This is a genomic window from Serratia sp. G204Y, from assembly GCF_051172435.1.
In the GTDB taxonomy this organism is placed as follows: Bacteria; Pseudomonadota; Gammaproteobacteria; order Enterobacterales; family Enterobacteriaceae; genus Serratia; species Serratia sarumanii.
On sequence record NZ_JBPIZA010000002.1, the window covers coordinates 28,695 to 52,928 of the forward strand.

Here is a 24,234-nt window from a genome sequence, read left to right on the forward strand (position 1 = left end):
GGCGGCGCGACGTCTGGCGCGCAGAAATGCGCAGCGCCTCGCAGGAGGTGCGGTTTTAAGCGCCCGGCCAAGCTGCTAGTATCAAAAGAAGCGCCCCAGCGAGCGGCGGCGCACCAGCACAAGGAACATCACGGAGGCGGCACGCTGCGGCGGCGGCCTCAGGGCGCACCAGAAGAGATTAGGACGATAGCGTGAAAAAAACGTTGGGCGTATTCTTGCCGTTGTACACCACCACCCTGCTGCTGCTGTTGGGCTCGGGCCTGCTCACCACCTACGTCTCGCTGCGGCTGGCCTCCATCCACGTCAGCAGCGCGCTGATCGGCGCCATCATCGCCGCCAACTACATCGGGTTGGTGATCGGCGGTAAGGTCGGCCACTTTCTCATCGCCCGCGTCGGGCATATCCGCGCCTACGTGGCCTGCGCCGGCATCATTACCGCCGCGGTGCTGGGGCACGGCCTGACGGCGTTCATTCCCGCCTGGGTTGCGCTGCGCCTGGTGATCGGGCTGTGCATGATGTGTCAGTTCATGGTGCTGGAAAGCTGGCTGAACGACCAGGCGGAATCCAACCAGCGCGGCATGGTGTTCGGTTTCTATATGGCGGCGACCTATCTCGGCATGTCGCTGGGCCAGATCGTGCTGATGCTGCAAAGCAATCTGGGCATCGCCACGCTGCTGGTGATCGCACTGTGCTTCGCGCTCTGCCTGGTGCCGATCGCTCTCACCACCCGCACCAATGCGCGCCACATGTCGCCGGCGCCGATGGAACTGCGTTACTTTATCGGCGCTATTCCCAAGGTGCTGGCCACCACGCTGGTGATCGGCATGGTGGTAGGTTCGTTTTACGGCCTGGCGCCGGTCTACGCCAGCCTGCAATCCTTAACCACGCAGCAAACCGGCCTGTTCATGGCGCTGGCCATCTTCGCCGGGCTGGTGGCGCAATTCCCGCTCAGTTGGCTGTCGGATCGCTATAACCGCCCCTTGCTGATGCGCCTCAACGCCATTTTTCTGATCGTGGCGGCGCTGCCGCTGGCGCTGCTGCCGCACATCGATTTCCCGCTGCTGCTGGCGGTGGGGTTCGTCGTCAGCATGCTGCAGTTTACGCTCTACCCGCTGGTGGTGGCATTGGCCAACGATCTGATCGAGCCGGAGCGCCGCGTCTCGCTGGCCGCCTGCCTGCTGATGGCGTTCGGCGTCGGCGCCAGCATCGGGCCGCTGGCGGTCGGCGCGCTGATCGAGCCGCTAGGCGGCAATATCCTGTACGCCTTCTTCGCCCTGTGCGGCGTGCTGCTGGCGGCCCTCAGCCGCACGGCGAAAGCGGAGGAGCCGCAACTGGCGCAGGACGCGCCGGTGCCGCACATTCCGCTGCCGGACAGCCTCGCCAGCTCGCCGCTGTCGCCGGCGCTCAATCCGACCTTTGATGAGCAGATCATTCACGACACCATGCCCCCGCCGGAAGCGGCGCCCGATGTCGACGAGCCGCAGCCTGAAGAACAGGAAACGGAGCACTTGCCTCAGGGCGCCGATCCGCAAGAGGACACCGGCCTGAAAAAGGCGCACGCCATGCTGTAAACGGCGCGGAGCTACAGATCCAGGAAAGAGCCCAGCAGAAAACCGCGTTCGGCGATCGCCGCTTTCAGCGTCGGCGCGGTCAACACATCCAGCTCGACGAGGCGCGGGTGGCAGTATTTGCTCTGCAGGATCGTCGCGTCGAGGAACGCCGGGTGGCACATCATTTCCAATGACTCGGCGCCCAGCTCGTCAGCGCGCGCCAACCGCTGCAGGAACAAGGCTTCGGAAATCGTTTCGCCGTAGAATCCCGCGTCAAACGCGTCGGTGCTGCAGGGCGTCTGCAACGCAATATCGCGCCGTTTCGCCTCTTCGCGATCGAGGCGCAGCGGCAGACCCTGCGCCTGCGCAAACGCCTCCACCAGCGGGTAAATCTGCGGCTGCATATGTACATGGTGGTGGCTGTCGATGTGCGTCGGCGGCCTGCCGAACAGCGTCACAAACCGCGTGAACTGGCGCTGCAGCTCCTCCTGGATCTCGTCCAGCTGCAGCTCGCCGGCCTCGGCGCGGCGCCACAGCCATTTACCCAATTCGCCATGCTCGTTGACCAGCGAAGGCATGGCGCCCAGCGGCCTGCCATGGGTCAAAACGAAATGCAGCCCGATCGGTAACCCCGGATATTGCCGGCTGAGCGCCGCCGCGTGCTGTGCGCCGCCGCCGTTCACCATCGCCGTGGTAGAGGAAACGACGCCATGCTGATACGCCTCGATAACACCGTAGTTTTGTCCCTTGCTCAGGCCGAAGTCATCGGCATTCACGATCAGTAGTTTTTCCATAGTGGCTCCTGCGGGATGAATTTTTGGCAAGGGAAGCCCGACCGACCGGCGCGGCATTCCCCTTCGCTAAGGTAAAAATCGAATGATTAACCGGCCGGCGGCCTGAAGCTCATCGGCATATCGGCGTTGATACTGATCGGGAGCGGCCCTAAAGAGGGCCGTAGCACTTTTTTCGGTAGTTGCCTGGGGTCACATCGGTGAGCCGCTTGAAGTTTTTAATGAACAGGCTGACATCGCCATAGCCGGAATCGAAGGCGATATCGGAAACCGAATAGTTGGTGACCTCCAGCTGCGTCTTGGCGAAGTTGATGCGGATCTCATTGATCACCTGCATCGGCGTCTTGTGGTAGTAACGCCGCATCGCCCGGGTCAGATACTCCTGGGTTTTCCCCGACAGCGCCACCATGTTAGCCAACGCCCTTTCGCCGAACATCGCCTTGTCATGCATGCCGGCCAGGGTGTTCTTCAGCCACTGCGGGATATCATCGCCGCCGTCGTTTTCTTCTTTATGGTGACGAATACGGCTGATCACATAGAAGGTCAGCGTTTCGAGAAATTCGGCGAAGTCGTCCTCGCGAAACTGCGGCGAACTCACCACCGATTCGATATAGGCCAAAAACTCGTTTCTCAGGCTGTAGGCCTGCGAGGCGACGAAGCAGCGCGGCAGCTGCTGCAAATAGTGCTCTTCAAAGAACGCTTTGCTGACCGCCACGTTGAAGATTTTCGTCGCGCCGAACTCGTAAAAGCTCTGGTGGTAGGAGCCGATGGGGATAAAGACGAAATCCCCGCGCTCCAGCAGCACCCGCTTGCCGTTGATCTCCTGATAGCATTTGCCGCTCAGCACGATGGTGAACTCGTAATAGTCGTGCTGATGCAGCCCGGTGGCGCTTTCCACCTTGTTGTAGATAAACAGGTGAAAATCTTTGCAGTTAAAAAAATCCTGCTCGCGAATCAGCTTCACGTCGTTGGCACTCAGCGAAATTCGGTTGTCGGACACGGCGCCGGCCTCCCGTTAGTCAAATCCGTTGCGTCTGGCCGCCTCGGCAAACCAGTAGCCGCTTTTCTTGATGGTGCGGCGCTGATCCGCCCGATCCAGCCGCACCAGCCCATAACGATTCTTGTAGGCGTTCAGCCAGGACCAGCAGTCGATAAAGGTCCACAGATGATAGCCTTTGCACTGCGAGCCTTCCGCCAGCGCGCGGTGCAGCCACTTCAGGTGCTCGCGAATAAAGTCGATGCGGTAATCGTCCTCCACCCGCCCATTGGCGCCGATAAACGCCTCTTCGCCCTCAACGCCCATGCCGTTTTCCGAAATATAACAAGGCAGGTTGCCGTAGTTCTCTTTCAGATCCATCAGGATGTCGTACAGCCCCTTTTCGTAGATCTCCCAGCCGCGGTGCGGATTGATTTTGCGGCCCGGCATTGCATAGTAACTGAACAAATCCTCCGGCGATGCGATCGGCCCCTCGGCACGACGCCCCTCTTTCGCCTGCACCCTGCGCGGTTGGTAATAGTTGACGCCGAGGATGTCCACCACGCCGCCTTCAATCAGCTGCGCATCCTGCGGCTCGCAGTGGGGCATCAGCCCATGCCGCTCCAGCAGCTGCAGCAACGCCACCGGATAACGTCCTTTGGCGACCGGATCGAGGAAACTGCGGTTGAGCAGCAGATCGGCGTCGTGCGCGGCCTGCCGATCCGCCGGCGCGTCGGAACGCGGATAGGTCGGGCTCAGATTCAGAATGATGCCGATGCTCCCCGGCAGCTCCCGCGCTCTGAAACGCTGCACCGCCATGGCGTGCGCCAGTACGCTGTGATACGCCACGGTGACCGCCCGTTTGAAGTCCACCACGCAAGGGTAATGCAGGTCATTCAGGTAACCGGCCTCCACCGGCACGATCGGCTCGTTGAAGGTGAACCAGTGGGTGACCCGATCGCCAAACAGGCCGAAGCAGATATCGGCGTAACGCGCATAGGCTTCGACCACCGCCCGGCTTTCCCAGCCGCCGCGCTGCTGCATGCACAGCGGCATATCGAAGTGGTAGAGATTGATAAACGGGGTGATGCCCTCCGCCAGCAGCTCGTCGATCATCGCGTTATAGAACGCCACCGCCTGCGGGTTCACCTCGCCGTCACCGTCCGGGATCAGCCGCGACCACGAGATAGACGTTCTGAAGGTATTGTGGCCCAGCGTTTTGAGCAGCCCGATATCGGCGCGGAAATGGTCGTAAAAGGTCGAGGCCTCGGCCGGCCCCACCCGATCGTGAAAGCGCTCGGGCGCGATCTCGAACCAATAGTCGAAGATGTTGCGGCTCTTGCCGTCGCGCGCGGCCGCCCCTTCAGACTGCGGCGCGGAGGTGGCGCTCCCCCACCAGAACCCGTCGGCAAATTGATATTCCATACTCGCGTCCCTCGCAGGGCGGCCGCGCCGCCCCGTTCCACAGTTAGAATTTCAGCGCCTTGGCGATGTCTTCTTCGCTTTCCGTCGCCGCGTCGATCTGGCTCTGCGCCTTGTTGGAGATCGCCACGAACGGCAGATAAATCACGGTGGCGACCGCCAGGTTAAACAGGCTCAACAACATGGCCATGATGCTGCCGTTGGTGTTGAAGAACGCCCCCAGGCCGACCGGCATGGTCCAGGGCGCGATGTTGGTGATAGGCGGGATCAGCCCGGAGTAATAAGCCAGCGAGGTGATAATGGTCAGCACCGGCTGCACCAGGATGAACGGAATGAACATCACCGGGTTCATGATCACCGGCAGGCCGAACAGAATCGGTTCGTTGATCTGAAAAATGCCGGACGGCGTCGCCAGCTTGGCGACCTGGCGGTAATCCTCGCGGCGCGAGGCGATGAAGATGGCGATGATCAGGCCCAGCGTCGAGCCGGTGCCGCCGAGGTAAATGTAGGAGTCGACGAACGGCTTCGCCCACATGTGGAACTCTTTCCCGGCGGCCACCGCCGCTTCGACCGAACCGTATTTGTTGTACAGCTCCACGTTTTCCAGCGCGAACGGCGTCATGATGCCGCTGTCCAGCGCCGCCAGCGCCATGGAGCCGTGCACCCCAAAGAACCACAGCAGCGAGGAGAACAGCACGTACACCCAGCCCACCACGCTGCCCATCTTGGCCAGCGGTGCCGAAATGCCGTCCATGATGATCTGGTGGAAGTTGGTGCCCCAGTGCGCCAGCGCGAACGCCACCAGCCCCATGATGGAGAGGATGATGAAACCGGGGATCAGCGCCGAGAAGGAGCGCGACACCGAAGCCGGCACGCTGTCCGGCAGGCTGATCACCCAGTTGCGCCGCACGATGAAAGCAAACATCTCGGCCACCACCAGCCCGATCACCATACCGGAAATGATGTTGGCGCCGCCCAGCCAGTTGGCGCCCACCGCATAGGCCTCGCCGACGTTGAACGGTGTGACGGTCATAAAAGCAGCCACCGCCAGCAGCGCCGAGGCGAGCGGATCGACCTTGCGCTCTTCGGCCAACGCCATGCTGATAAAGAACGGCGTCATCAGGGACATGATCCCCAGCGTGCCGTTGTACACGCTGCCGCCAATGCTCTTCAGGCTATTGAGCGTCTCGATGGTGGAGGCGTCCAGGCGCACGCCCAGCGAATAGAAGAACGATCCTTCGCCGAAGCTCAGGAACACGTTGTTGATCAACACGAACATCGCCCCGGTCAAGGTCAGCGGCATCAGGCGGATAAAGCCGTTCTTGATGGCGTTGACGTGGGGCTGCTTGCCGATTTTTACGGCGAAAGGCAGGATAACCTTCTCGAGCGAGGCAATGAGGGTATTCACGGCGGCCTCCTGTTATTGGTTGGCTTTCTTGATGGCGGCCACCGCGGCCTTCAGCACGCCCAGCCCATCGACCTTGCCGTACAGCAGCGGATCGATGACTTCAACGGGTTTGTTGGGCAGCTGTTTTTGCACTTCCGGCAAGGTGTAGGCAATCTGCGGCCCCAGCAGGATCAGATCCGCTTCAACGCCTTTCTCCGCAGCCAGCGCTTCCGGGTAGGCGGCGATGATCACCGGCACTTCGTATTTCTCGGCCTGCGCCTTCATTTTTGAAACCAACAGGGAAGTGGACATACCGGCAGAACAAAACAGATAGATTTTTTTCTTTTCCATACCAAGCACCTCAGATAATCAAAAAAACCCCGTGTTATTTGTATGCCAGATGCAATCACGATTGCTTCACGCACATTCCTTATGAAAATTTCCGTCACGTTGCCCTGGTTGCAGACAGTATACGGAGCATGAAAAACGGATCGGTAAGCCAGGGGAGAGAATAACCGTCTCTCCTTGACCTGATGGCTTGACCCCCTTCACATTTCGCATAAAAAAATAGTGTGACCGGGCTCTCAAATAACCGATATAAACTCAGAATATTCGCAATAAACACTCAAATAACAATTATAAACAGATAGTTATAAACACGCCGAGAATTTAAGGGTTTATTTGCGCCTGAACAAACGAAAAGAAAATAAAAATAGTTCAAGCTTGATTCGCCTGCTGCTCTCCGAACGCGATGGCAGGCGAAGAGGATTAGGTGGGCAGACGCAGCAACTCGATCACCGTGGCCAGCGCCACGGAATGGTTCCTGCGGTTGGGGTAATAGAGGTAAAAACCGGGAAACGGCGCGCACCAGTCGGCCAACACTCGCCGCAGCCGCCCGCTCGCAAGGTATTCTTCCACCTCCTGCTCGATGGCGAAGGCGATGCCGACGTGCGCCAGCGCCGCCTGCAGCAGCAGCCTGGCGTCATCCACGATCAGCGGGCTGTTGACCGCCACGGTAAATCGCTGCTCGCCCTGCTGAAACGCCCACTTGTAGCGCTCGCCCGAAGAGGCCTTGCGCCAACCGATGCAGCGGTGCTGCAGTAAATCCTGCGGGTGCGTCGGTTCGCCGTGCCGTTGAAAATAGTCCGGCGTGGCGACGATGGCAAAACGCAGATCCGGCGTCAGACGCACCGCGCGCATATCGTTGTGCAGATCCTCGCCGAGCCGAATACCGGCGTCAAAGCCTTGCTCGACGATGTTGGCGAACCCTTCGTCCGCCACCACCTCCAGCGTAATGCCGGGATATTCGCTGGCCAACCGCCCCAGATGCGGCACGATGGCGAGATCAATCGCCGAACGCGGCGCGTTGATGCGCACCAGGCCGCGTGGCCCTTCGCGAAACGCATTCAGGCTCTCCAGCGCGGCGTCGATGTCGGTAAAGGCCGGCACCAGCTGTGCCAACAGATGCTCACCGGCCTCCGTCGGCGAAACGTTGCGGGTGGTGCGGTTCAGCAGGCGAATGCCCACCTGCGCTTCCAGTTCGCGCAGGGTGTGGGTCAGCGTCGGCGGCGTCACGCCCAATCGGGCGGCGGCGCGGCGGAAGCTGCGTTCACTGGCGATAGCCACGAAGGCCGCCAGGCCGGACAATTCGGGTTTCTTCATGCTATTAATATAAATTATCTAATAGTGAGATGAATTTTTAGCGGATAGTTATCCGTTATCTAACAACATAGCATTACGATCGAACCCATTACCAGGTATCGATGCGATGATTAATGCTACAGCTCCAACTCATGAAACGCCGCGCCGTCTGGCGGACAAAGTCGTGCTGGTGAGCGGCGGCGGCACAGGCATCGGCCGCGCCGCCGCGCTGGCCTATGCCCGCGAAGGCGCCAAAGTGGCGCTGGCCGGCCGACGCGCGGCGGAAATCGAAGCCACGGCGCGCGACATCGCGCTCGCCGGCGGCGACGCCCTGCCCATCGTGGCCGACGTCTCCCAGGAAGACGATATCCGTAGGCTGCTCGCCACGGTGACCGCCCACTACGGCCGGCTCGACGTCGCCTTCAATAACGCCGGCATCATCGGCAACTTCGCTCCCATCACCGAACAGAGCAGCGAAGATTTTGACCGGGTGATCGCCATTAACCTCAGAGGCGTCTGGCTGGCGATGAAATACGAGATTGAAACCTTCCTGGCTCAGCGCTCGGGCGGCGTGATCGTTAACACTTCCTCCTGGCTGACCCACGGCGCGCTGGCCGGTTCATCCAGCTACTCCGCCAGCAAAGGCGCGCTCGATGCGATGATCCGCGCGGTGGCGCTCGAATACAGCGGCCAGGGCATCCGCGTCAACAACATCAACCCCGGCATCATCGACACGCCGATGGCGCGCGGCAGCGTGGCCGACAGCGCGGCGTTCGCGCCCTTTATCGCCCACACGCCCGCCGGCCGCTTGGGCGAATCGGAAGACATCGGCGATGTGGCGCTGTGGCTGGCGACGGACGAAGCCCGCTTCATCACCGGCCAAAGCCTGCTGGTGGACGGCGGTTACACCATCGCCGGCATGCGCTGAGGAGACGACGCCATGAACTACGTTCGGCTTGGCGACAGCGGCCTGAAGGTGTCCCGCCTCTGCCTGGGCGGCATGACCTACGGCGATCCGGCCTGGCGCCCCTGGGTGCTGAAGGAGGATGAAGCGCGCCCCTTTATCCGCGAGGCGCTGGAAGCGGGCATCAATTTCTTCGATACCGCCAACATTTACTCCGGCGGAGAAAGTGAACGCATTCTCGGCCGCGCGCTGAAGGCGTTCGCCCGTCGAGAAGACGTGGTGATCGCCACCAAGGCTTACTTTCCGATGGACGCGCAGCCGAACAGCCGGGGGCTGTCGCGCAAGCACCTGCTGCACAGCATTGACGCCTCATTGCAGCGGTTGGGAACGGATTACCTCGATCTGTTCGTGCTGCACCGCTTCGACACCGAAACGCCGATCGAAGAAACCGCCGACACCCTCGATGGCCTGGTGCGGGCGGGCAAGATCCGCTATCTCGGCGCGTCTTCACTGCACGCCTGGCGCCTGATGAAAATGCTGGCCTTTCAACGTCAGCACCGCCTGGCGCCGTTTATTTCGTTGCAAAGCCAATACAACCTGGTGACGCGTGAAGACGAAGAGGAACTGATCCCGCTGTGCCTGGAGGAAGGTCTTGGCCTGACGCCCTGGTCGCCGCTGGCTCGCGGCGTGCTGGCCGGCTCCGGCAGTGGCGGCACGCTGCGCGCCGCCACCGACGAGCAGGCCCCCCGTTGGTACGGCGGCAGAAACGAGGTCGAACGCACCGTCGCTGCGGTAGCGGAGGTGGCGGCCGCGCGCGGCGTTCCCCCGGCGCAGATTGCGCTGGCCTGGCTGTTGGCCAAACCCGGCGTGGCATCGCCGCTGGTGGGCATGTCCAAGCCACACCATCTGCAGGATGCGCTGGCGGCGCTCGACCTCAGGCTATCGCAAGAAGACGTGGCCGCGCTGGAGGCGCCAATGGCGCACGCTGCCCGCCCCGAGCGCTGGTAGCCCCTTTTCCTTCATTCCAGGAGAAAGACATGGCATACGTTGTGACCGCGCGAGCGGCGTTATTCACCCTCGCTACTGCACTCACCCTTAGCGCGCCGGCGCAGGCCGCCGTCGATGCACACTGTACAGAAAGCAGCATGACGCTGCCGCCCGGCGCGCTTTACCCCAACGGCATCGCCCGCGCGGCGGACGGCACGCTGTATGTCGGCCTGATCACCAGCGGCAACGTGCTGCGCAAACGGCCGGGTAAAGCGTGGGAAATCTTTTTCCCCGGCGCTGACACGGTGTTCGCCTCAAACGCGCTGCGGCTGGACGAACGGCGCGGGCTGCTGTGGGGCAATTCGCCGGACTTCCTCTCCGGCGGCAAAACGCGCGCCAACCGCATCTACGCGCTGAACGTCGCGGATGGCACGCTCAACCGCAGCCTGGCGCTGCCGGCGGGAGAAATGGGCAACGATATCGTGCTCGGCGCAGACGGTACGGTATACGTGACGGAAACCCGCGGCGGCGGCATCCTGCGCCTGCGGCCGGGCGAAGCGGCATTCAGTACGCTGTATCAGGATCCACGCTTAGCGGCCCCTAGCGGGCTGGGCGCCGCCGGGATCGTGCTGCTCGACGACCGGCTGCTGGCTGTCGCCAATTTCGGCACCGGTAAGCTCTACACCCTCAGCTATAACGATTCAAAGCCGCAGTTGACGGAAATGCAGCTGCCGCGCCTGATTGAAAACCCGGACGGGATGGGGTTGGCACCGGACGGCGCGCTGATCGTGCTGGAAAACGGGATCCAGAGCGGCCAGGGGCGGATCCTGCGGATCCCGTCTCCCAAGGCGGCAGGCATGCACCGGATTGAGGTCTTGCGCGAAGGCATGGAATCGCCGGTCAATCTGACTATCACCCCACAAGGCTGCGCCTTCGTCAGCGAATCGCGCATTCGCCACCGCCTGCTGCCCGGCCATGAATCCGAAGTGCCCGACAGCTTCCGTCTCTATCAACTGCCCCTGCCCCTCACCGCCGCGCAATAAACTCCACGCCGCCTCAGCGGGCGGCGACTTGCGTTGTACCGTTAACATCCAATGAATTGAAAATCTTTATTTCGATGGTATTAATCAGAACTATGATTAATTCTAACTTAATAGACTGATTTTAATTAAATTGTTCCACTACACATCGCTGATTATACTTGCCTTATCCCCCACCTTATTATCATCGAGCGTATTCATGAGCCGATACCATGTTTCCAGCAGCGAAGGTCAATATGAGAAAGAATCCGGCGAGCAAGTTCTAGCCAATAAGCTGGGCATCACCGATAGCGACGAACTCGACGGCGCCGAGTTGGTGTTGCTGGAGCAGCTCTACCGTTCCGTTTTCGAACAGCACTTTCCATTAGGAAGAATCACCGTCGAGATGCTTAAGGGATGGCATCACCGCTGGTTAGGCAATATTTATGCGTGGGCTGGACAAGCAAGAGCCGTCAATATCAGCAAAGGAGGCTTCATGTTTGCCCCTTCGACGCGATTGCCCAAACTACTGGACGATTTCGAAGTGAAATACCTGGCAAGTTACACACCTTGCTCAGACATGAGCGAAGAACAGCTGATAGAAGCGATCGCGATAATCCATGTTGAACTGATACTCATACACCCTTTTAGAGAAGGGAATGGCCGTTTGTCACGGCTGTTGGCCGATGTGATGGCGGTTCAGGGTGGGCATAAACCGTTGGATTATCAAAGCTGGGAACAAAACAGAGCCCAATATATCTCGTCTATTCACTCGGGTATGAACATGAACTACGAGCCGATGAAACACTGGGTCAACCAAGCACTAAGAAAGTATTAGGCAAGGCGCAGATGAGCGAATTTTTTACGCACTTCTTCTAAAGAAGCTTCAATTCTGGCTGAAGGTTGACCTGTTTCAACCGCCGTTGATGTCGCCACTGAGCGGGCAATGTCCGTACGAGATGGCTTAACATAACCCACCGGCACTTTTTTAGTATTACTCATGACGCCCCCCGATCAGAAAATTCATTGATGAGATTATATCAAGGATTGTACATAACTTCATGCCCCTCACCGCCGCGCAATAAACTCCACGCCGCCTCAGCGGGCGGCGACTTGCGTTGTTGCCCGCAGGCGAACGACAATCTCGCTTCGTTACAACTCCTCCTTGCGCATCGCTTCCCATTTTTACCTGTGACAGCCGATTGCCCGCTGGGCTAGTATAAGCGTCTGTGCAAACCTCGGGTTTGAGCGCGCCGTTTGGCGTTTTGATGATTTGCGCCGACCGCCAAGCGCTGAATGGGGCGGCGCCTGCTGAAACAATGTGATAGCGAATGACGACAATGAAAATCACAGTTCCCTTTACATTCAATGGATTGGAAAAATAATCGCATGAATAGCACCGATAAACTCGATTCGCATACGCCGATGATGCAGCAGTACCTGCGCCTCAAGGCCCAGCATCCTGAAATCCTGCTGTTTTACCGCATGGGCGACTTCTACGAGCTGTTTTACGACGACGCCAAGCGCGCTTCCCAGCTGCTGGATATCTCGCTGACCAAACGCGGCGCCTCGGCGGGTGAACCGATCCCGATGGCCGGCGTGCCGCACCACGCGGTAGAGAACTACCTGGCCAAGCTGGTGCAGCTCGGCGAGTCCGTCGCCATCTGCGAGCAGATCGGCGATCCGGCCACCAGTAAAGGGCCGGTCGAGCGCAAAGTGGTGCGTATCGTCACGCCCGGCACCATCACCGACGAAGCGCTGCTGCAAGAGCGCCAGGACAACCTGCTGGCGGCGATCTGGCAGGACGCGCGCGGCTTCGGCTACGCCACGCTGGACGTGAGCTCCGGCCGCTTTCGCGTCGCCGAGCCGCAGGATCTGGAAACCATGGCCGCCGAGCTGCAGCGCACCAATCCGGCCGAGCTGCTCTACCCGGAAACCTTCGAACAAATGGCGCTGATCGAACAGCGCCACGGCCTGCGCCGCCGCCCGCTGTGGGAATTCGAGCTTGAGACCGCGCGTCAGCAGCTCAACCTGCAGTTCGGCACCCGCGATTTGACCGGTTTCGGCGTCGAACAGGCGCACCAGGCGCTGCGCGCCGCCGGCTGCCTGCTGCAGTACGTCAAAGATACTCAGCGCACTTCGCTGCCGCACATTCGCGGCATCACCATGGAGCGCCAGCAGGACGGCATCATCATGGACGCCGCCACCCGCCGCAACCTGGAACTGACGCAGAGCCTGTCCGGCGGCAGCGACAACACGCTGGCGGCGATCCTCGATCGCACGGTCACGCCGATGGGCAGCCGCATGCTGAAACGCTGGCTGCACATGCCGACCCGCGATATCAAGGTTCTCACCGCCCGCCAACAGGCGATCGGCGCATTGCAGGAGCTGTTCACCGATCTGCAGCCTTCACTGCGTCAGGTGGGCGATCAGGAGCGAATTTTGGCGCGTCTGGCGCTGCGCACCGCCCGGCCGCGCGATCTGGCGCGCATGCGCCATGCTTTCCAGCAACTGCCCGACATTCGCGCGCTGCTGCAAGATGTGGATACCCCGCACGTGCAGCAGCTGCTGTCTCAGGTGGGCCAGTTCGACGAGCTGCGCGAGCTGCTGGAGCGCGCGGTCATTGAATCCCCGCCGGTGCTGGTGCGCGACGGCGGCGTGATCGCCCCCGGTTACAACAGCGAGCTGGACGAGTGGCGCGCACTGGCCGACGGCGCCAGCGATTACCTCGATCGGCTGGAGATCCGCGAGCGTGAAAAGCTGGGGCTGGATACGCTCAAGGTCGGCTTCAACGGCGTACACGGCTACTACATTCAGGTCAGCCGCGGCCAAAGCCACCTGGTGCCGATCCACTATGTGCGCCGTCAGACGCTGAAAAACGCCGAGCGCTACATCATCCCGGAATTGAAAGAGTACGAAGACAAAGTGCTCACCTCCAAGGGCAAGGCGCTGGCGATCGAGAAAAGCCTGTACGACGAGCTGTTCGATCTGCTGCTGCCGCACCTGGCGGAGCTGCAGCAAAGCGCCGCCGCACTGGCCGAGCTGGACGTGCTGGCCAACCTGGCCGAGCGCGCCGATACCCTGAACTACGCTTGCCCGACCATGAGCGAGCAGCCGGGGATCCGCATTACCGAAGGCCGTCACCCGGTGGTGGAGCAGGTGCTGAGCGAGCCGTTTATCTCCAACCCGCTCACCCTGTCGCCACAGCGCCGTATGCTGATCATTACCGGCCCGAACATGGGCGGTAAAAGCACTTATATGCGGCAAACGGCGCTGATCGTGCTGATGGCGCACATCGGCAGTTACGTGCCGGCCACCAAGGCCACCATCGGCCCGGTGGATCGCATCTTCACCCGCGTCGGCGCGGCGGACGATCTGGCTTCCGGCCGCTCCACCTTCATGGTGGAGATGACCGAAACCGCCAACATCCTGCACAACGCCACCGAGCATAGCCTGGTGTTGATGGATGAAATCGGCCGCGGCACCTCCACCTACGACGGCCTGTCGCTGGCCTGGGCCTGCGCCGAGAACCTGGCCAACCGCATCAAGGCGATGACGCTGTTCGCCACCCACTACTTCGAGCTGACGACCCTGCCGGAGAAAATGGAAGGCGTGGTCAACGTGCATCTGGACGCGCTCGAACATGGCGATACCATCGCCTTCATGCACAGCGTGCAGGACGGTGCCGCCAGCAAAAGCTATGGCCTGGCGGTCGCCGCATTGGCCGGCGTACCGCGCGACGTCATCAAGCGCGCCCGCCAGAAACTGCGCGAGCTGGAGTCTATCTCCAGCCACACCGCCTCGGGCAGCGTCGATGCCACCCAGATGACGCTGCTGCAGGAAGAAACCTCGCCGGCGGTTGAAGCCCTGGAGGGGCTTGATCCGGATTCCCTGTCGCCGCGCCAGGCGCTGGAATGGATCTACCGGCTGAAAAATATGGTGTAGTCTGGCGCCAAACGCGGGCATAAAAAAACGGTGAGCATGACGCTCACCGTTTTTATTTGATGCGGTTCAACAACCGGCGTTATTCGCGGAACAGCGCCTCAATGCTCAGGCCCTGCATCTGCAGAATCTCACGCAGACGGCGCAGACCTTCAACCTGAATCTGACGGACGCGCTCGCGCGTCAGGCCAATCTCCCGGCCTACGTCTTCCAGCGTCGCCGCTTCATAGCCCAGCAGGCCGAAACGACGCGCCAACACTTCACGCTGTTTGGCGTTCAGTTCGAACAGCCATTTGACGATGCTTTGCTTCATATCGTCGTCTTGCGTGGTGTCTTCGGGCCCGTTGTCCTTCTCGTCGGCCAGAATGTCCAGCAGCGCTTTCTCCGAATCCCCGCCCAGCGGCGTATCCACCGAGGTGATGCGCTCATTCAGACGCAGCATGCGGCTGACGTCATCCACCGGCTTGTCGAGTTGCTCGGCAATCTCTTCAGCGCTCGGTTCATGATCCAGCTTGTGGGAAAGCTCGCGCGCGGTGCGCAGATAGACATTCAGTTCTTTGACGATATGGATAGGCAAACGAATGGTACGGGTTTGGTTCATGATCGCCCGTTCAATCGTCTGACGGATCCACCAGGTTGCGTAAGTGGAGAAGCGGAAACCGCGTTCCGGGTCGAATTTTTCCACTGCGCGAATCAGACCGAGGTTACCCTCTTCGATCAGATCCAGCAGTGCCAGACCGCGGTTGCTGTAGCGGCGGGCGATTTTCACCACCAGCCGCAGGTTGCTTTCAATCATGCGGCGGCGGGACGGCACGTCACCGCGCAGAGCACGCCGCGCAAAATAGACTTCTTCCTCTGCGGTCAGCAGAGGTGAATAACCGATCTCACCCAGATAGAGCTGCGTCGCATCCAATACGCGTTGCGTAACGCCTTGAGACAACAGCTCTTCTTCCGCTAAATCGTTCTCGCTGGTCTCTTCTTCTACCAGCGCTTTTTCATCAAACGACTCGGCCTCAGCTCCATTCTCGTCGAAATCCGCATCATCATGTAACTCGTTAACTTTCAGCGTATTTTGGCTCATATGCTGCTCCTACCCGTGATACCGCGAGCAGAATCTCAGCGTATTCTGCCCAATCTATCGCTGCGGAAGATAACGCAGCGGGTTTACGGATTTCCCCTTGTAACGAATTTCAAAATGCAAACGTACTGAACTGGTACCGGTGCTACCCATGGTGGCTATTTTTTGACCCGCCTTCACTTCTTGTTGTTCCCGGACCAGCATTGTGTCGTTATGAGCGTAGGCGCTCAGGTAATCATCATTATGTTTGATGATGATTAGATTACCGTAACCCCGTAAAGCGTTGCCTGCATACACTACGCGGCCATCGGCGGTAGCGAAGATCGGCTGCCCACGGGAACCGGCGATATCGACACCCTTATTCCCACCTTCTGATGAGGAAAAGTTATCAATAACCTTACCGTCAGTCGGCCATCTCCAGGTACTGACCGGAGCGCTGTTGCTGACGGTGCTGCTCACTGGTGGAGCGGCTTCCGGCGCGGTAACAGGCGCAGCCGCGGTCCCAACCGCTGCGGCCCCTGCTGCAGGTAACATCTTACCTACATTCTGTTTACCCGAGTTTTCAGAATACGCGTTAGTTGATTGAGAATCAACCGTTGCCGTCTGGATCTGGGAGGTGGAAGGTGGCTTCGGAACGCCGCCTTGGGTCGCGTCAGTCGTCGCCAACATACCGCCGCCGCCGTTGGCGGAACCATTACCAAGCTGAATGGTTTGGCCAACATTCAGGCTGTATGGCTCGGGAATATTGTTGCGCTGCGCCAGGTCGCGGAAATCGTTGCCGGTGATCCAGGCAATATAAAACAGCGTGTCGCCGCGCTTGACCGTATAGGTGTCGCCGCCGCTGTAACTCCCTTTAGGAATGGCGTTATAACTGCGGTTATAAACAATGCGGCCCTCTGGACTGGCCTGCTGCGCCCCGCCATTATTATTGCCGGATGGAACGGCGCCGCCGCCACCCACGCTGCTGATAGGGGCCGACGTTGAGGCATTGTTCGTACAACCCGCCAACCACAAACTTACCATCGTACACACCGCAACCCGGCGTAACGTAATCATTGGGCTTCCCGTGCTCATGCTTCCCCCATGACAGCAATATCAGTGATATATCCAAAATACCCTTTACATCGTAGCCGAGCTTTTGCCACTTCCCAGTTTCTGCGATGTAAAGGCGCCGCCGGCCGATCCCTGAATGCCAGGTCATCTCGCGCCGGAGCATCAAAACGCGCGCCAATGCTAACCAGATTGGCGTTGCCGCACCATAAGACAACTACGTAGAAAGGCCAATTCTAGTGAAAATTAACCTGATTGGAACGAGAAAACCTTATCCGGGCATGATGAAAGTGCAACAGATTTTGCCGACGGTCGAAAAATCAGACGATCGCTAGGCCAATTCGCCTTTCACCAGCGGCACAAAGCGCACCGCTTCTACCGCATCGACAACGAACTCGTTGCCATGACGCTGAATGCGTTTGAGAGTTTGAGCCTGCTCCCCCACCGGCAACACCAAAATGCCGCCGTCGTCCAACTGTTCCACCAGCGCCTGCGGGATCTCCGGCGGCGCGGCAGTGACGATGATCGCATCGAACGGGCCGCGCGACGCCCAGCCCTGCCAGCCATCGCCGTGGCGGGTGGAAACATTGTGGAGATCGAGCTGCTTCAGGCGGCGCTTGGCCTGCCACTGCAACCCCTTGATGCGTTCGACGGAACAAACGTGTTGCACCAGATGCGCCAGGATGGCGGTCTGATAGCCGGAGCCGGTGCCGATCTCCAACACCCGCGAGGTGGGCGTCAGATTCAGCAGTTCGGTCATCCGCGCCACCATATAAGGCTGGGAAATGGTCTGGCCGGAGCCGATCGGCAATGCGGTGTTTTCGTAGGCCTTATGATCCAGCGCTTCGTCGACAAAACGCTCGCGCGGCACCGTCTCGATCGCCCGCAGCAGCTTTTCGTCCCGGATCCCCTGCTGCCGCAGCTGCGTCAGCAATGTTTGCATGCGCTTGTTCACCATTCCCCGCTAACCTCTGCTTTGGTTAACCATGTTTTCACGACTTCTTGCGCCGCGTAGGCGGTTAAATCCACCTGCAGCGGCGTTATCGCCACATAGCCTTGTTCCACCGCCGCAAAGTCGGTATCCGGCCCGGCATCAAATTTATCACCAGGCGGCCCGATCCAGTAGATATTTTGTCCGCGCGGATCCTGCTGGCAGAAGACCTTGTCGGCTGGATGGCGGCTGCCGCAGCGGGTCACGCGCAGGCCTTTGATCTCCGCCAGCGGCAGATCCGGTACGTTGATATTCAGGATTTTTCCGGTTCGCAACGGTTCGCGCTGCAGCGCGCGCAGGATGCGGCAGGTAATGACGGCGGCGGTCGCGTAGTGCCGGTGGCCGTTCAGCGACACCGCCAACGCCGGCAACCCCAGGTGCCGGCCCTCCATCGCCGCCGCGACGGTGCCGGAATAGATGACGTCGTCGCCTAAATTCGGCCCGGCGTTGATGCCGGAGACCACGATATCGGGCGCCGGGCGCATCAAGGCGTTGACGCCAAGGTAAACGCAGTCGGTCGGCGTCCCCTGCAGCACCGCAATATCCCCGTTGGCCAGCGTCTGCGTGCGCAGCGGCGACTCCAGCGTTAAGGCATTGGAAGAGCCGCTGCGGTTACGATCCGGCGCCACAACCTGCACTTCGGCGAATTCCCGCAGCGCCGCCGCCAGCACCTGAATGCCCGGAGCGCTGACGCCGTCATCGTTACTCAGCAATATCCGCATCGCTGTCATCCTGCTGCATGATCTCGCGAACCACGCTGGTGGCGAAGCTGCCTGCCGGCAGCCAGAAGCGCAGTTCCACGGTAACGTCATCCCACCAGCTCCACCGCATATTTTGCGGCTGCAGCAGCAGGGCCCGACGAGCGGGGTCGACACGCTCGCGCTTTAAAAGCGTAAGCAATTCCGGCTGCTCCGCCAAGCATTGTTGTTCAAATGCCAACGCGCTGCCGGCGGTGCCCGGCTCGCCGTCGCCCGGCAACGTCGCGGTGACAACCAGCTCACCGGCATCCAAGCGCTGTTGCAACGTCTCCAGCTCATCGGCTTTGGCGACAAACCAGCTGCCGCGGCCGCTCAGCTGCAGGGCGTCACCTTCCAGCACGGTGCGCTGCAGGCCGTCCGCCAGGCGCCTGCTCGCGACCTGATTAAACAGCGCGCTACGGCTGGCAGAGAGGTAAAAACTGCGCTTGCTGCGCTCTTTGACGCGAATTTCATCATTCGCCCAGCGGCGCGCCATCACCAGGTTGTTGCCGCCACGGCCGAAACGCTGGCTGCCGAAGTAGTTCGGCACGCCCTGCGCGGCGATGGCCTGCAGACGGCGCTCAACGTCCTGACGATCTGAAATCTGGCGCAGCACCAGCGTAAAGTGGTTGCCCTTCAGGTTGCCGATGCGCATTTTACGCAGGTGGCGGGCATATGAGAGCACCTCGCAGCCTTCCAGCGCAAACCGGGAGAAATCCGGCGTGTCCTTGCCCGGCATATGCAGGCAGAACCACTGTTCGGTCACCGCGTGGCGATCCTTCAAGCCGGCATAGCTGACGGAACGGGCGTGAATACCGGCGAAGCGCGCCAGATAGTCGGCCACGAACTGGGTATTGCAGCCGTTTTTGCGGATGTTCACCAGCACGTGCTCGCCTTCACCGTCCGGTGCAAAGCCCAGATCTTCCACCACCACGAAATCTTCCGGATTGGCTTTCAACACCCCGGTGCTCTGCGGCCGGCCATGCAGCCAGGTCAGATTCGCCATATCCATGCGGTTATTCCTTGATCAGCAAGGCAACCGCTTCGCAGGCGATGCCCTCACCGCGCCCGGTGAAGCCGAGCTGCTCGGTGGTAGTGGCCTTCACGTTGACGTCATCCATATGGCACTGCAGATCTTCCGCCAGGAAAACGCGCATCTGCGGGATGTGCGGCGCCATTTTCGGCGCCTGGGCGATAATGGTGATATCGAGGTTGCCGAGGCGATACCCTTTGGCGCGAATGCGTTTCCAGGCTTCGCGCAGCAGTTCGCGGCTGTCGGCGCCTTTGAACGCCGGATCGGTATCGGGGAACAGCTTGCCGATATCGCCCAGCGCCGCCGCGCCCAGCAGGGCATCGGTCGCGGCGTGCAGCGCGACGTCACCGTCGGAGTGGGCCAGCAAACCTTTATCGTAAGGGATGCGAACACCGCCGATCACCAACGGGCCTTCGCCGCCGAATTTATGTACGTCAAAACCGTGACCGATACGCATGATGCGCTCCTTAATTGTCTAACTGAGTCAAATAGAACGCCGCCAGCGCCAAATCCTCCGGCCGCGTTACTTTAATGTTGTCCGCCCGGCCGGCGATCAGCAGCGGATGGTAACCGCAATGCTCCAGCGCCGAGGCTTCGTCGGTGACGTTCGCGCCTTCATCCAGCGCGCGCTGCAGGCACTGCTTGAGCAACGGCAGCGGAAACAGCTGCGGCGTCAGCGCGTGCCACAGATCCTGCCGATCGACGGTATGGGCGATGGTTTCGCGGCCGGGTTCGGCGCGTTTCATGGTGTCGCGCACCGGCGCGGCGAGAATGCCGCCGACCTTGCTGTGTGCGGTAATCGCCAGCAGGCGCTCGAGATCGTCGGCGTGCAGGCAGGGGCGCGCGGCGTCGTGCACCAACACCCAGTCCGCATCGCCCGCCAGATTCAGCCCGGCCATCACCGAATCCGCGCGCTGCTTGCCGCCCTCGGTGACGATCACTCGCGGATCCTGGGCGATCGGCAACTGTTCGAACTGGCGATCTTCGGGGCCGATCGCCACGATCACCCGCTCGATACGCGGGTGGCGCAACAGGGCATGGATGGCGTGTTCGACGATGCTATGCCGGCCGATAGTTAAATATTGCTTCGGGCATTCCGCCTGCATGCGGCTGCCGATACCGGCAGCGGGCAGGACGGCAATCACCGAGGGAAAGGTGCCTGCGGAGTGATTCATGCGTTATTTTTGTGCGTTGTTTTGCGAGGAAGACGCCGCGTTGCGTCTGGATTGGTCAGGAACCAGACGATAGAAAGTCTCACCGGGCTTGATCATGCCCAGCTCATTACGCGCACGCTCTTCGATCGCTTCCTGTCCGCCGTTCAAATCGTCGATTTCGGCAAACAGCTGATCGTTACGCGCTTTCAACTTGGCGTTGTTGCCCTGCTGGACCGCAACGTCTTCATTGACCCGCACGTAATCGTGAATACCATTTTTGCCCAGCCACAGTGAATACTGTAACCAACCGAGCAATGCCAGCAATAGCAGCGTAAGTTTTCCCATCTCCGCCCCCTGAAAAACCGACCAATCATCCCACAACTTCTCGTTGGACTCCACACTGAGAGCGGCATTTCAACGCCAAATTCAGAATACGGATGAAGGGTTCCCGAGTTTATAACCCAAATCCGCGGCGAAAGCGGCAAAAAAAGCCCCTTTTACCCGACGCACGCGGCGCGTTTTCCGATGAGAGACACACTGCCCTTCCTCCATTATGCAGCAAGAATCACTGCACCGCCGCTTACCGGCCCATCGCTTACGCCACAGCAATGCAAAAAATGAATATTTACCACCATAGAAAGAATAATCTTCATGCAGCGGTTGCACTTTCATTCATTGAAGCTTATTTTTATGCACTACTAGTGCATAAATAATTCCAATGTATAACCTTTCATTATCGGGGATCGCGATGTTAAAACGTTTAGTTCTGATCGGCGCCTGCCTGGCCGCCACCTTCTCCACCGCCGCGTTGGCGGCTGAACCTACCTACGTCGTCGGCTCCGGCGGCACCTATCGGCCGTTCGAATTTGAAAACAGCCAAAAACAGCTGGAAGGGTTCGACATCGACATCATCAAAGCGGTGGCCAAGGCCGAAGGCTTCCAAATCAAACTGATCAATACGCCGTGGGAAGGGATCTTCGCCACGCTGAATTCCGGCGATCGCGACATCATCATTTCCGGCATCACCATCACCGACAAACGCAAGCAAATGGTTGATTTCTCTGCGCCTTATTTCCCGGCCGAACAGGCCATCGTCGTGCCGCAAGACTCGACGGTCGATTCCATCGCCGCGTTGAAAGCGCTGAAGGTCGGCGTGGTGAACTCCAGCACCGGCGACATCGTGGTGTCCGACGAGCTGGGCAAAAACAGCACCGCCATCAAGCGCTTCGACAATACGCCGCTGATGCTGCAGGAGCTGTATGAAGACGGCATCGGCGCGGCGGTTGGCGACGTCGGCGTGGCCAAGTTCTATATCAAAACCCACCCTGAGAAGGCCTTCAAGCTGGTGTCCGACGCCAAGTTCGAGCGCCAGTATTTCGGCATCGCCGTCGCCAAAGGCAACGACGAACTGCGTAACAAGATTAACGCCGGCCTGAAGAAGATCGTCGCCGACGGCACCTACGCCAAGATCTACCAAACCTGGTTCGACAGCAACGTACCGACGCTGCCGGCGGAATAATCAACTGGCGCGCCTCAGCGCAGTCGGCCAGTAAATAAACAGGCGTAGCGAGCTAAGTCAGATTGGGTGCGGCCAGCGCACAGCCACCGGAGTGGACACGCAATCCATGAGGATGGCGAGCACTGCCCAATCCCAAGATGACAACGCGCAGTAGCCTTAACACGCTTAAATAAGGATCTGATCTTGAACTTCCGCTGGGAGATTATCCAGGAATACGCGCCGCTGTTTATGGAAGGCGCCTGGATGACTATCAAATGCACCATTATCTGCGTGCTGCTGGGCACCACCTGGGGATTGATCCTCGGGTTGGGTCGTTTGGCGCAGGCGCCGCACGGCATCTGGAAACCCATTCTGCATTACGGCGTTCAGTGGCCGGTGCGCATCTACATCAGTGCCTTTCGCGGCACGCCGTTGTTCGTACAAATCATGGTGGTGCACTTCGCGCTGGTGCCGCTGTTCATCAACCCGCGCGACGGCCTGCTGGTCACCAGCGGCCTGATGAGCGTCGATTTTGCCCGCGCGCTGCGCGCCGACTACGGCGCCTTTCTCTCCTGCGTGGTGGCGATCACGCTCAATGCCGGCGCCTATGTGTCGGAAATCTTCCGCGCCGGGATCCAGTCTATCGACCGCGGCCAAATGGAAGCTTCGCGTTCGCTGGGCATGAGCTACGGCAAGACCATGCGCCAGGTGATCCTGCCGCAGGCCTTCCGCCGCATGCTGCCGCCGCTGGGCAACAACGCCATCGCCATCGTCAAGGATTCGTCGCTGGCCTCCGCCATCGGCCTGGCGGATCTGGCCTATGCCGCCCGCACCGTCTCCGGCGCCTACGCAACCTACTGGGAGCCCTACCTGACCATTTCGCTGGTCTATTGGGTCATCACCTTCCTGCTCTCGCTGCTGGTGCAACACATGGAAAAGAGGTTCGGTAAAAGTGATTCGCGTACATAACCTGCAAAAACAGTTCGGCGAGAGCCACGTGCTGCGCGGCATTTCCTGCCGGATCGCCGCCAACGAAGTGGTGTGCGTCATCGGCCCTTCCGGCTCCGGGAAGAGCACCTTCCTGCGCTGCATCAACGCGCTGGAAACGCTCTCCGGCGGCGAGATCGAGGTCAACGGCTTCGCCGTCCACGATCAGAAAACCGACCTGAACAAGATGCGTGAAAGCGTGGGCATGGTGTTCCAGCGCTTCAACCTGTTCCCGCACATGACGGTGTTGGAAAACATCATCATGGCGCCGGTGAGCGTGAAGAGACGGCCGCGCGCCGAAGCCATCGCGCAAGCCGAACAGCTGCTGCACAAGGTCGGGCTGCTCGACAAGATAGACGCCTACCCCAACAGCCTGTCCGGCGGCCAGCAGCAGCGGGTGGCCATCGCCCGCGCGCTGGCGATGGAGCCAAAGATCATGCTGTTCGACGAACCCACCTCCGCGCTCGATCCGGAGCTGGTGGGCGAAGTGTTGGCGGTGATGAAATCGCTGGCCCACGAGGGCATGACCATGGTGGTGGTCACGCATGAGATGGGCTTTGCCCGCGAGGTGGCCGATCGGGTGCTGTTTATCGATCAGGGGATCATTCAGGAGGAAGGTGCGCCGCAGCAGATCTTCAGCCATCCGGCCAATCCGCGCACACAGGCGTTTCTGAGCAAAGTTTTGTAACCTTCGGCACCGCTTTGCAATCCTTCGGGCGCCGGCATCGGCGCCCGCTCTCTCACCACCCGGTCAAGAAGCTAAACACCAGCCAGAACAGGCACAGCACGATGGCGCCGGTCAGCAGCAGCGTCAGGATCAGACGGCCGCGCAACAGCATGCTGAGGGTGATGCCGATCAGCACCGACAGCGGCATCAGCGCCAGGAAGAACGGCCAGGTATAAAGCAGGAAAAACAGCGTGTTGGAACCGTAAACCAGAAACGGCAACGCGAACGCCAGCCAGTAGAAAACAAAGCCGCTGACGCCGCCCAGGAAAGAATAAGAAGGCTCCTCTCTCTCCTGTTTTGACTGCTTGGAGTCGATCAAGATAGGCGTGACATTTTGCATAGTGATCCCTGGTTATTCGG

25 protein-coding genes are annotated in these 24,234 nt (G+C 60.1%); 9 read left to right on the forward strand and 16 right to left on the reverse strand.

The window, feature by feature from the left end; all coding sequences use genetic code 11:
• Nucleotides 1–191 precede the first annotated feature (191 nt).
• Complete coding sequence (locus tag ACSBQQ_RS14600) at nt 192–1,571, forward strand: MFS transporter (protein ID WP_033649269.1); 1,380 nt, start codon at nt 192–194, stop codon at nt 1,569–1,571.
• Between the two features lie 11 nt (nt 1,572–1,582).
• On the opposite strand, the gene chbG is transcribed toward ACSBQQ_RS14600, so the two are convergent.
• The 6 genes from chbG to ACSBQQ_RS14630 form a co-directional block, all read right to left on the reverse strand.
• Entirely contained in the window at nt 1,583–2,344 is a 762-nt protein-coding gene (chbG, locus tag ACSBQQ_RS14605) for a chitin disaccharide deacetylase (RefSeq protein WP_043148122.1), read from the reverse strand.
• Between the two features lie 148 nt (nt 2,345–2,492).
• Complete coding sequence (chbR, locus tag ACSBQQ_RS14610) at nt 2,493–3,341, reverse strand: transcriptional regulator ChbR (RefSeq protein WP_033637170.1); 849 nt, start codon at nt 3,339–3,341, stop codon at nt 2,493–2,495.
• A gap of 15 nt (nt 3,342–3,356) precedes the next feature.
• Complete coding sequence (locus ACSBQQ_RS14615; RefSeq protein WP_060428622.1) at nt 3,357–4,742, reverse strand: glycoside hydrolase family 1 protein; 1,386 nt, start codon at nt 4,740–4,742, stop codon at nt 3,357–3,359.
• Nucleotides 4,743–4,785: 43 nt separating this feature from the next.
• Nucleotides 4,786–6,147, reverse strand: coding sequence for a PTS N,N'-diacetylchitobiose transporter subunit IIC (gene chbC / locus ACSBQQ_RS14620; protein ID WP_004932557.1), 1,362 nt, complete (start codon nt 6,145–6,147; stop codon nt 4,786–4,788).
• 12 nt (nt 6,148–6,159) lie between these two features.
• Entirely contained in the window at nt 6,160–6,477 is a 318-nt protein-coding gene (locus ACSBQQ_RS14625) for a PTS sugar transporter subunit IIB (protein ID WP_004932561.1), read from the reverse strand.
• A gap of 417 nt (nt 6,478–6,894) precedes the next feature.
• Nucleotides 6,895–7,788 carry a LysR family transcriptional regulator gene (locus ACSBQQ_RS14630; protein WP_060428624.1) on the reverse strand — a complete coding sequence of 298 codons (894 nt, stop codon included), beginning with the start codon at nt 7,786–7,788 and terminating at the stop codon, nt 6,895–6,897.
• Between the two features lie 106 nt (nt 7,789–7,894).
• On the opposite strand from ACSBQQ_RS14630, the gene ACSBQQ_RS14635 reads away from it, so the two are divergent.
• The 4 genes from ACSBQQ_RS14635 to ACSBQQ_RS14650 all read left to right on the forward strand — a co-directional run bounded on the left by ACSBQQ_RS14635 (nt 7,895) and on the right by ACSBQQ_RS14650 (nt 11,515).
• Nucleotides 7,895–8,695 (forward strand): SDR family NAD(P)-dependent oxidoreductase, encoded by an 801-nt coding sequence (locus ACSBQQ_RS14635; RefSeq protein ID WP_048321287.1) that lies wholly within the window; start codon nt 7,895–7,897, stop codon nt 8,693–8,695.
• Nucleotides 8,696–8,707: 12 nt separating this feature from the next.
• The gene (locus ACSBQQ_RS14640; RefSeq protein WP_039568911.1) at nt 8,708–9,679 is read left to right on the forward strand and encodes an aldo/keto reductase; all 972 of its coding nucleotides are present in this window, start codon (nt 8,708–8,710) and stop codon (nt 9,677–9,679) included.
• Nucleotides 9,680–9,708: 29 nt separating this feature from the next.
• Entirely contained in the window at nt 9,709–10,701 is a 993-nt protein-coding gene (locus ACSBQQ_RS14645; protein WP_060428626.1) for a Vgb family protein, read from the forward strand.
• A gap of 196 nt (nt 10,702–10,897) precedes the next feature.
• Nucleotides 10,898–11,515, forward strand: coding sequence for a Fic/DOC family protein (locus tag ACSBQQ_RS14650; RefSeq protein ID WP_033649260.1), 618 nt, complete (start codon nt 10,898–10,900; stop codon nt 11,513–11,515).
• Here ACSBQQ_RS14650 and ACSBQQ_RS14655 read toward each other — a convergent pair.
• Entirely contained in the window at nt 11,512–11,679 is a 168-nt protein-coding gene (locus ACSBQQ_RS14655) for a hypothetical protein (protein WP_162846236.1), read from the reverse strand. The two genes, ACSBQQ_RS14650 and ACSBQQ_RS14655, sit on opposite strands and share 4 nt — an antisense overlap.
• 387 nt (nt 11,680–12,066) lie before the next feature.
• Between ACSBQQ_RS14655 and mutS the strand changes: the two genes are divergently transcribed.
• A complete protein-coding gene (gene mutS, locus ACSBQQ_RS14660) occupies nt 12,067–14,622 on the forward strand; it encodes a DNA mismatch repair protein MutS (RefSeq protein WP_043148268.1) in 2,556 nt (851 codons plus the stop codon).
• 79 nt (nt 14,623–14,701) lie between these two features.
• On the opposite strand, the gene rpoS is transcribed toward mutS, so the two are convergent.
• The 8 genes from rpoS to ftsB form a co-directional block, all read right to left on the reverse strand.
• On the reverse strand, nt 14,702–15,700 hold the full coding sequence (gene rpoS, locus ACSBQQ_RS14665; RefSeq protein ID WP_004932578.1) for an RNA polymerase sigma factor RpoS: 999 nt from the start codon (nt 15,698–15,700) through the stop codon (nt 14,702–14,704).
• A gap of 54 nt (nt 15,701–15,754) precedes the next feature.
• Nucleotides 15,755–16,753 (reverse strand): murein hydrolase activator NlpD, encoded by a 999-nt coding sequence (nlpD, locus tag ACSBQQ_RS14670; RefSeq protein ID WP_033649258.1) that lies wholly within the window; start codon nt 16,751–16,753, stop codon nt 15,755–15,757.
• 325 nt (nt 16,754–17,078) lie between these two features.
• Nucleotides 17,079–17,705 (reverse strand): protein-L-isoaspartate(D-aspartate) O-methyltransferase, encoded by a 627-nt coding sequence (locus ACSBQQ_RS14675; protein WP_060428629.1) that lies wholly within the window; start codon nt 17,703–17,705, stop codon nt 17,079–17,081.
• Nucleotides 17,699–18,460 carry a 5'/3'-nucleotidase SurE gene (gene surE, locus ACSBQQ_RS14680; RefSeq protein WP_033637163.1) on the reverse strand — a complete coding sequence of 254 codons (762 nt, stop codon included), beginning with the start codon at nt 18,458–18,460 and terminating at the stop codon, nt 17,699–17,701. The genes ACSBQQ_RS14675 and surE overlap by 7 nt, the downstream gene beginning before the upstream one ends.
• Nucleotides 18,441–19,487 (reverse strand): tRNA pseudouridine(13) synthase TruD, encoded by a 1,047-nt coding sequence (gene truD / locus ACSBQQ_RS14685; protein WP_060428630.1) that lies wholly within the window; start codon nt 19,485–19,487, stop codon nt 18,441–18,443. Before truD ends, surE begins: the two co-directional genes overlap by 20 nt.
• A gap of 4 nt (nt 19,488–19,491) precedes the next feature.
• A complete protein-coding gene (gene ispF / locus ACSBQQ_RS14690) occupies nt 19,492–19,965 on the reverse strand; it encodes a 2-C-methyl-D-erythritol 2,4-cyclodiphosphate synthase (RefSeq protein WP_004932594.1) in 474 nt (157 codons plus the stop codon).
• 10 nt (nt 19,966–19,975) lie between these two features.
• Nucleotides 19,976–20,683 (reverse strand): 2-C-methyl-D-erythritol 4-phosphate cytidylyltransferase, encoded by a 708-nt coding sequence (ispD, locus tag ACSBQQ_RS14695; protein WP_033649254.1) that lies wholly within the window; start codon nt 20,681–20,683, stop codon nt 19,976–19,978.
• Nucleotides 20,684–20,686: 3 nt separating this feature from the next.
• The gene (gene ftsB, locus ACSBQQ_RS14700) at nt 20,687–21,007 is read right to left on the reverse strand and encodes a cell division protein FtsB (protein WP_016929043.1); all 321 of its coding nucleotides are present in this window, start codon (nt 21,005–21,007) and stop codon (nt 20,687–20,689) included.
• Nucleotides 21,008–21,410: 403 nt separating this feature from the next.
• On the opposite strand from ftsB, the gene ACSBQQ_RS14705 reads away from it, so the two are divergent.
• The 3 genes from ACSBQQ_RS14705 to ACSBQQ_RS14715 all read left to right on the forward strand — a co-directional run bounded on the left by ACSBQQ_RS14705 (nt 21,411) and on the right by ACSBQQ_RS14715 (nt 23,835).
• Nucleotides 21,411–22,181 (forward strand): basic amino acid ABC transporter substrate-binding protein, encoded by a 771-nt coding sequence (locus ACSBQQ_RS14705; protein WP_060428632.1) that lies wholly within the window; start codon nt 21,411–21,413, stop codon nt 22,179–22,181.
• Nucleotides 22,182–22,361: 180 nt separating this feature from the next.
• Nucleotides 22,362–23,129, forward strand: a complete 768-nt coding sequence (locus tag ACSBQQ_RS14710; RefSeq protein WP_086556831.1) for an amino acid ABC transporter permease — start codon at nt 22,362–22,364, stop codon at nt 23,127–23,129.
• Nucleotides 23,113–23,835 carry an amino acid ABC transporter ATP-binding protein gene (locus tag ACSBQQ_RS14715; protein WP_060428634.1) on the forward strand — a complete coding sequence of 241 codons (723 nt, stop codon included), beginning with the start codon at nt 23,113–23,115 and terminating at the stop codon, nt 23,833–23,835. Before ACSBQQ_RS14710 ends, ACSBQQ_RS14715 begins: the two co-directional genes overlap by 17 nt.
• Before the next feature lie 52 nt (nt 23,836–23,887).
• Here ACSBQQ_RS14715 and ACSBQQ_RS14720 read toward each other — a convergent pair whose 3' ends face one another.
• Entirely contained in the window at nt 23,888–24,214 is a 327-nt protein-coding gene (locus tag ACSBQQ_RS14720) for a DUF3561 family protein (RefSeq protein ID WP_004932611.1), read from the reverse strand.
• Nucleotides 24,215–24,234: the final 20 nt, after the last annotated feature.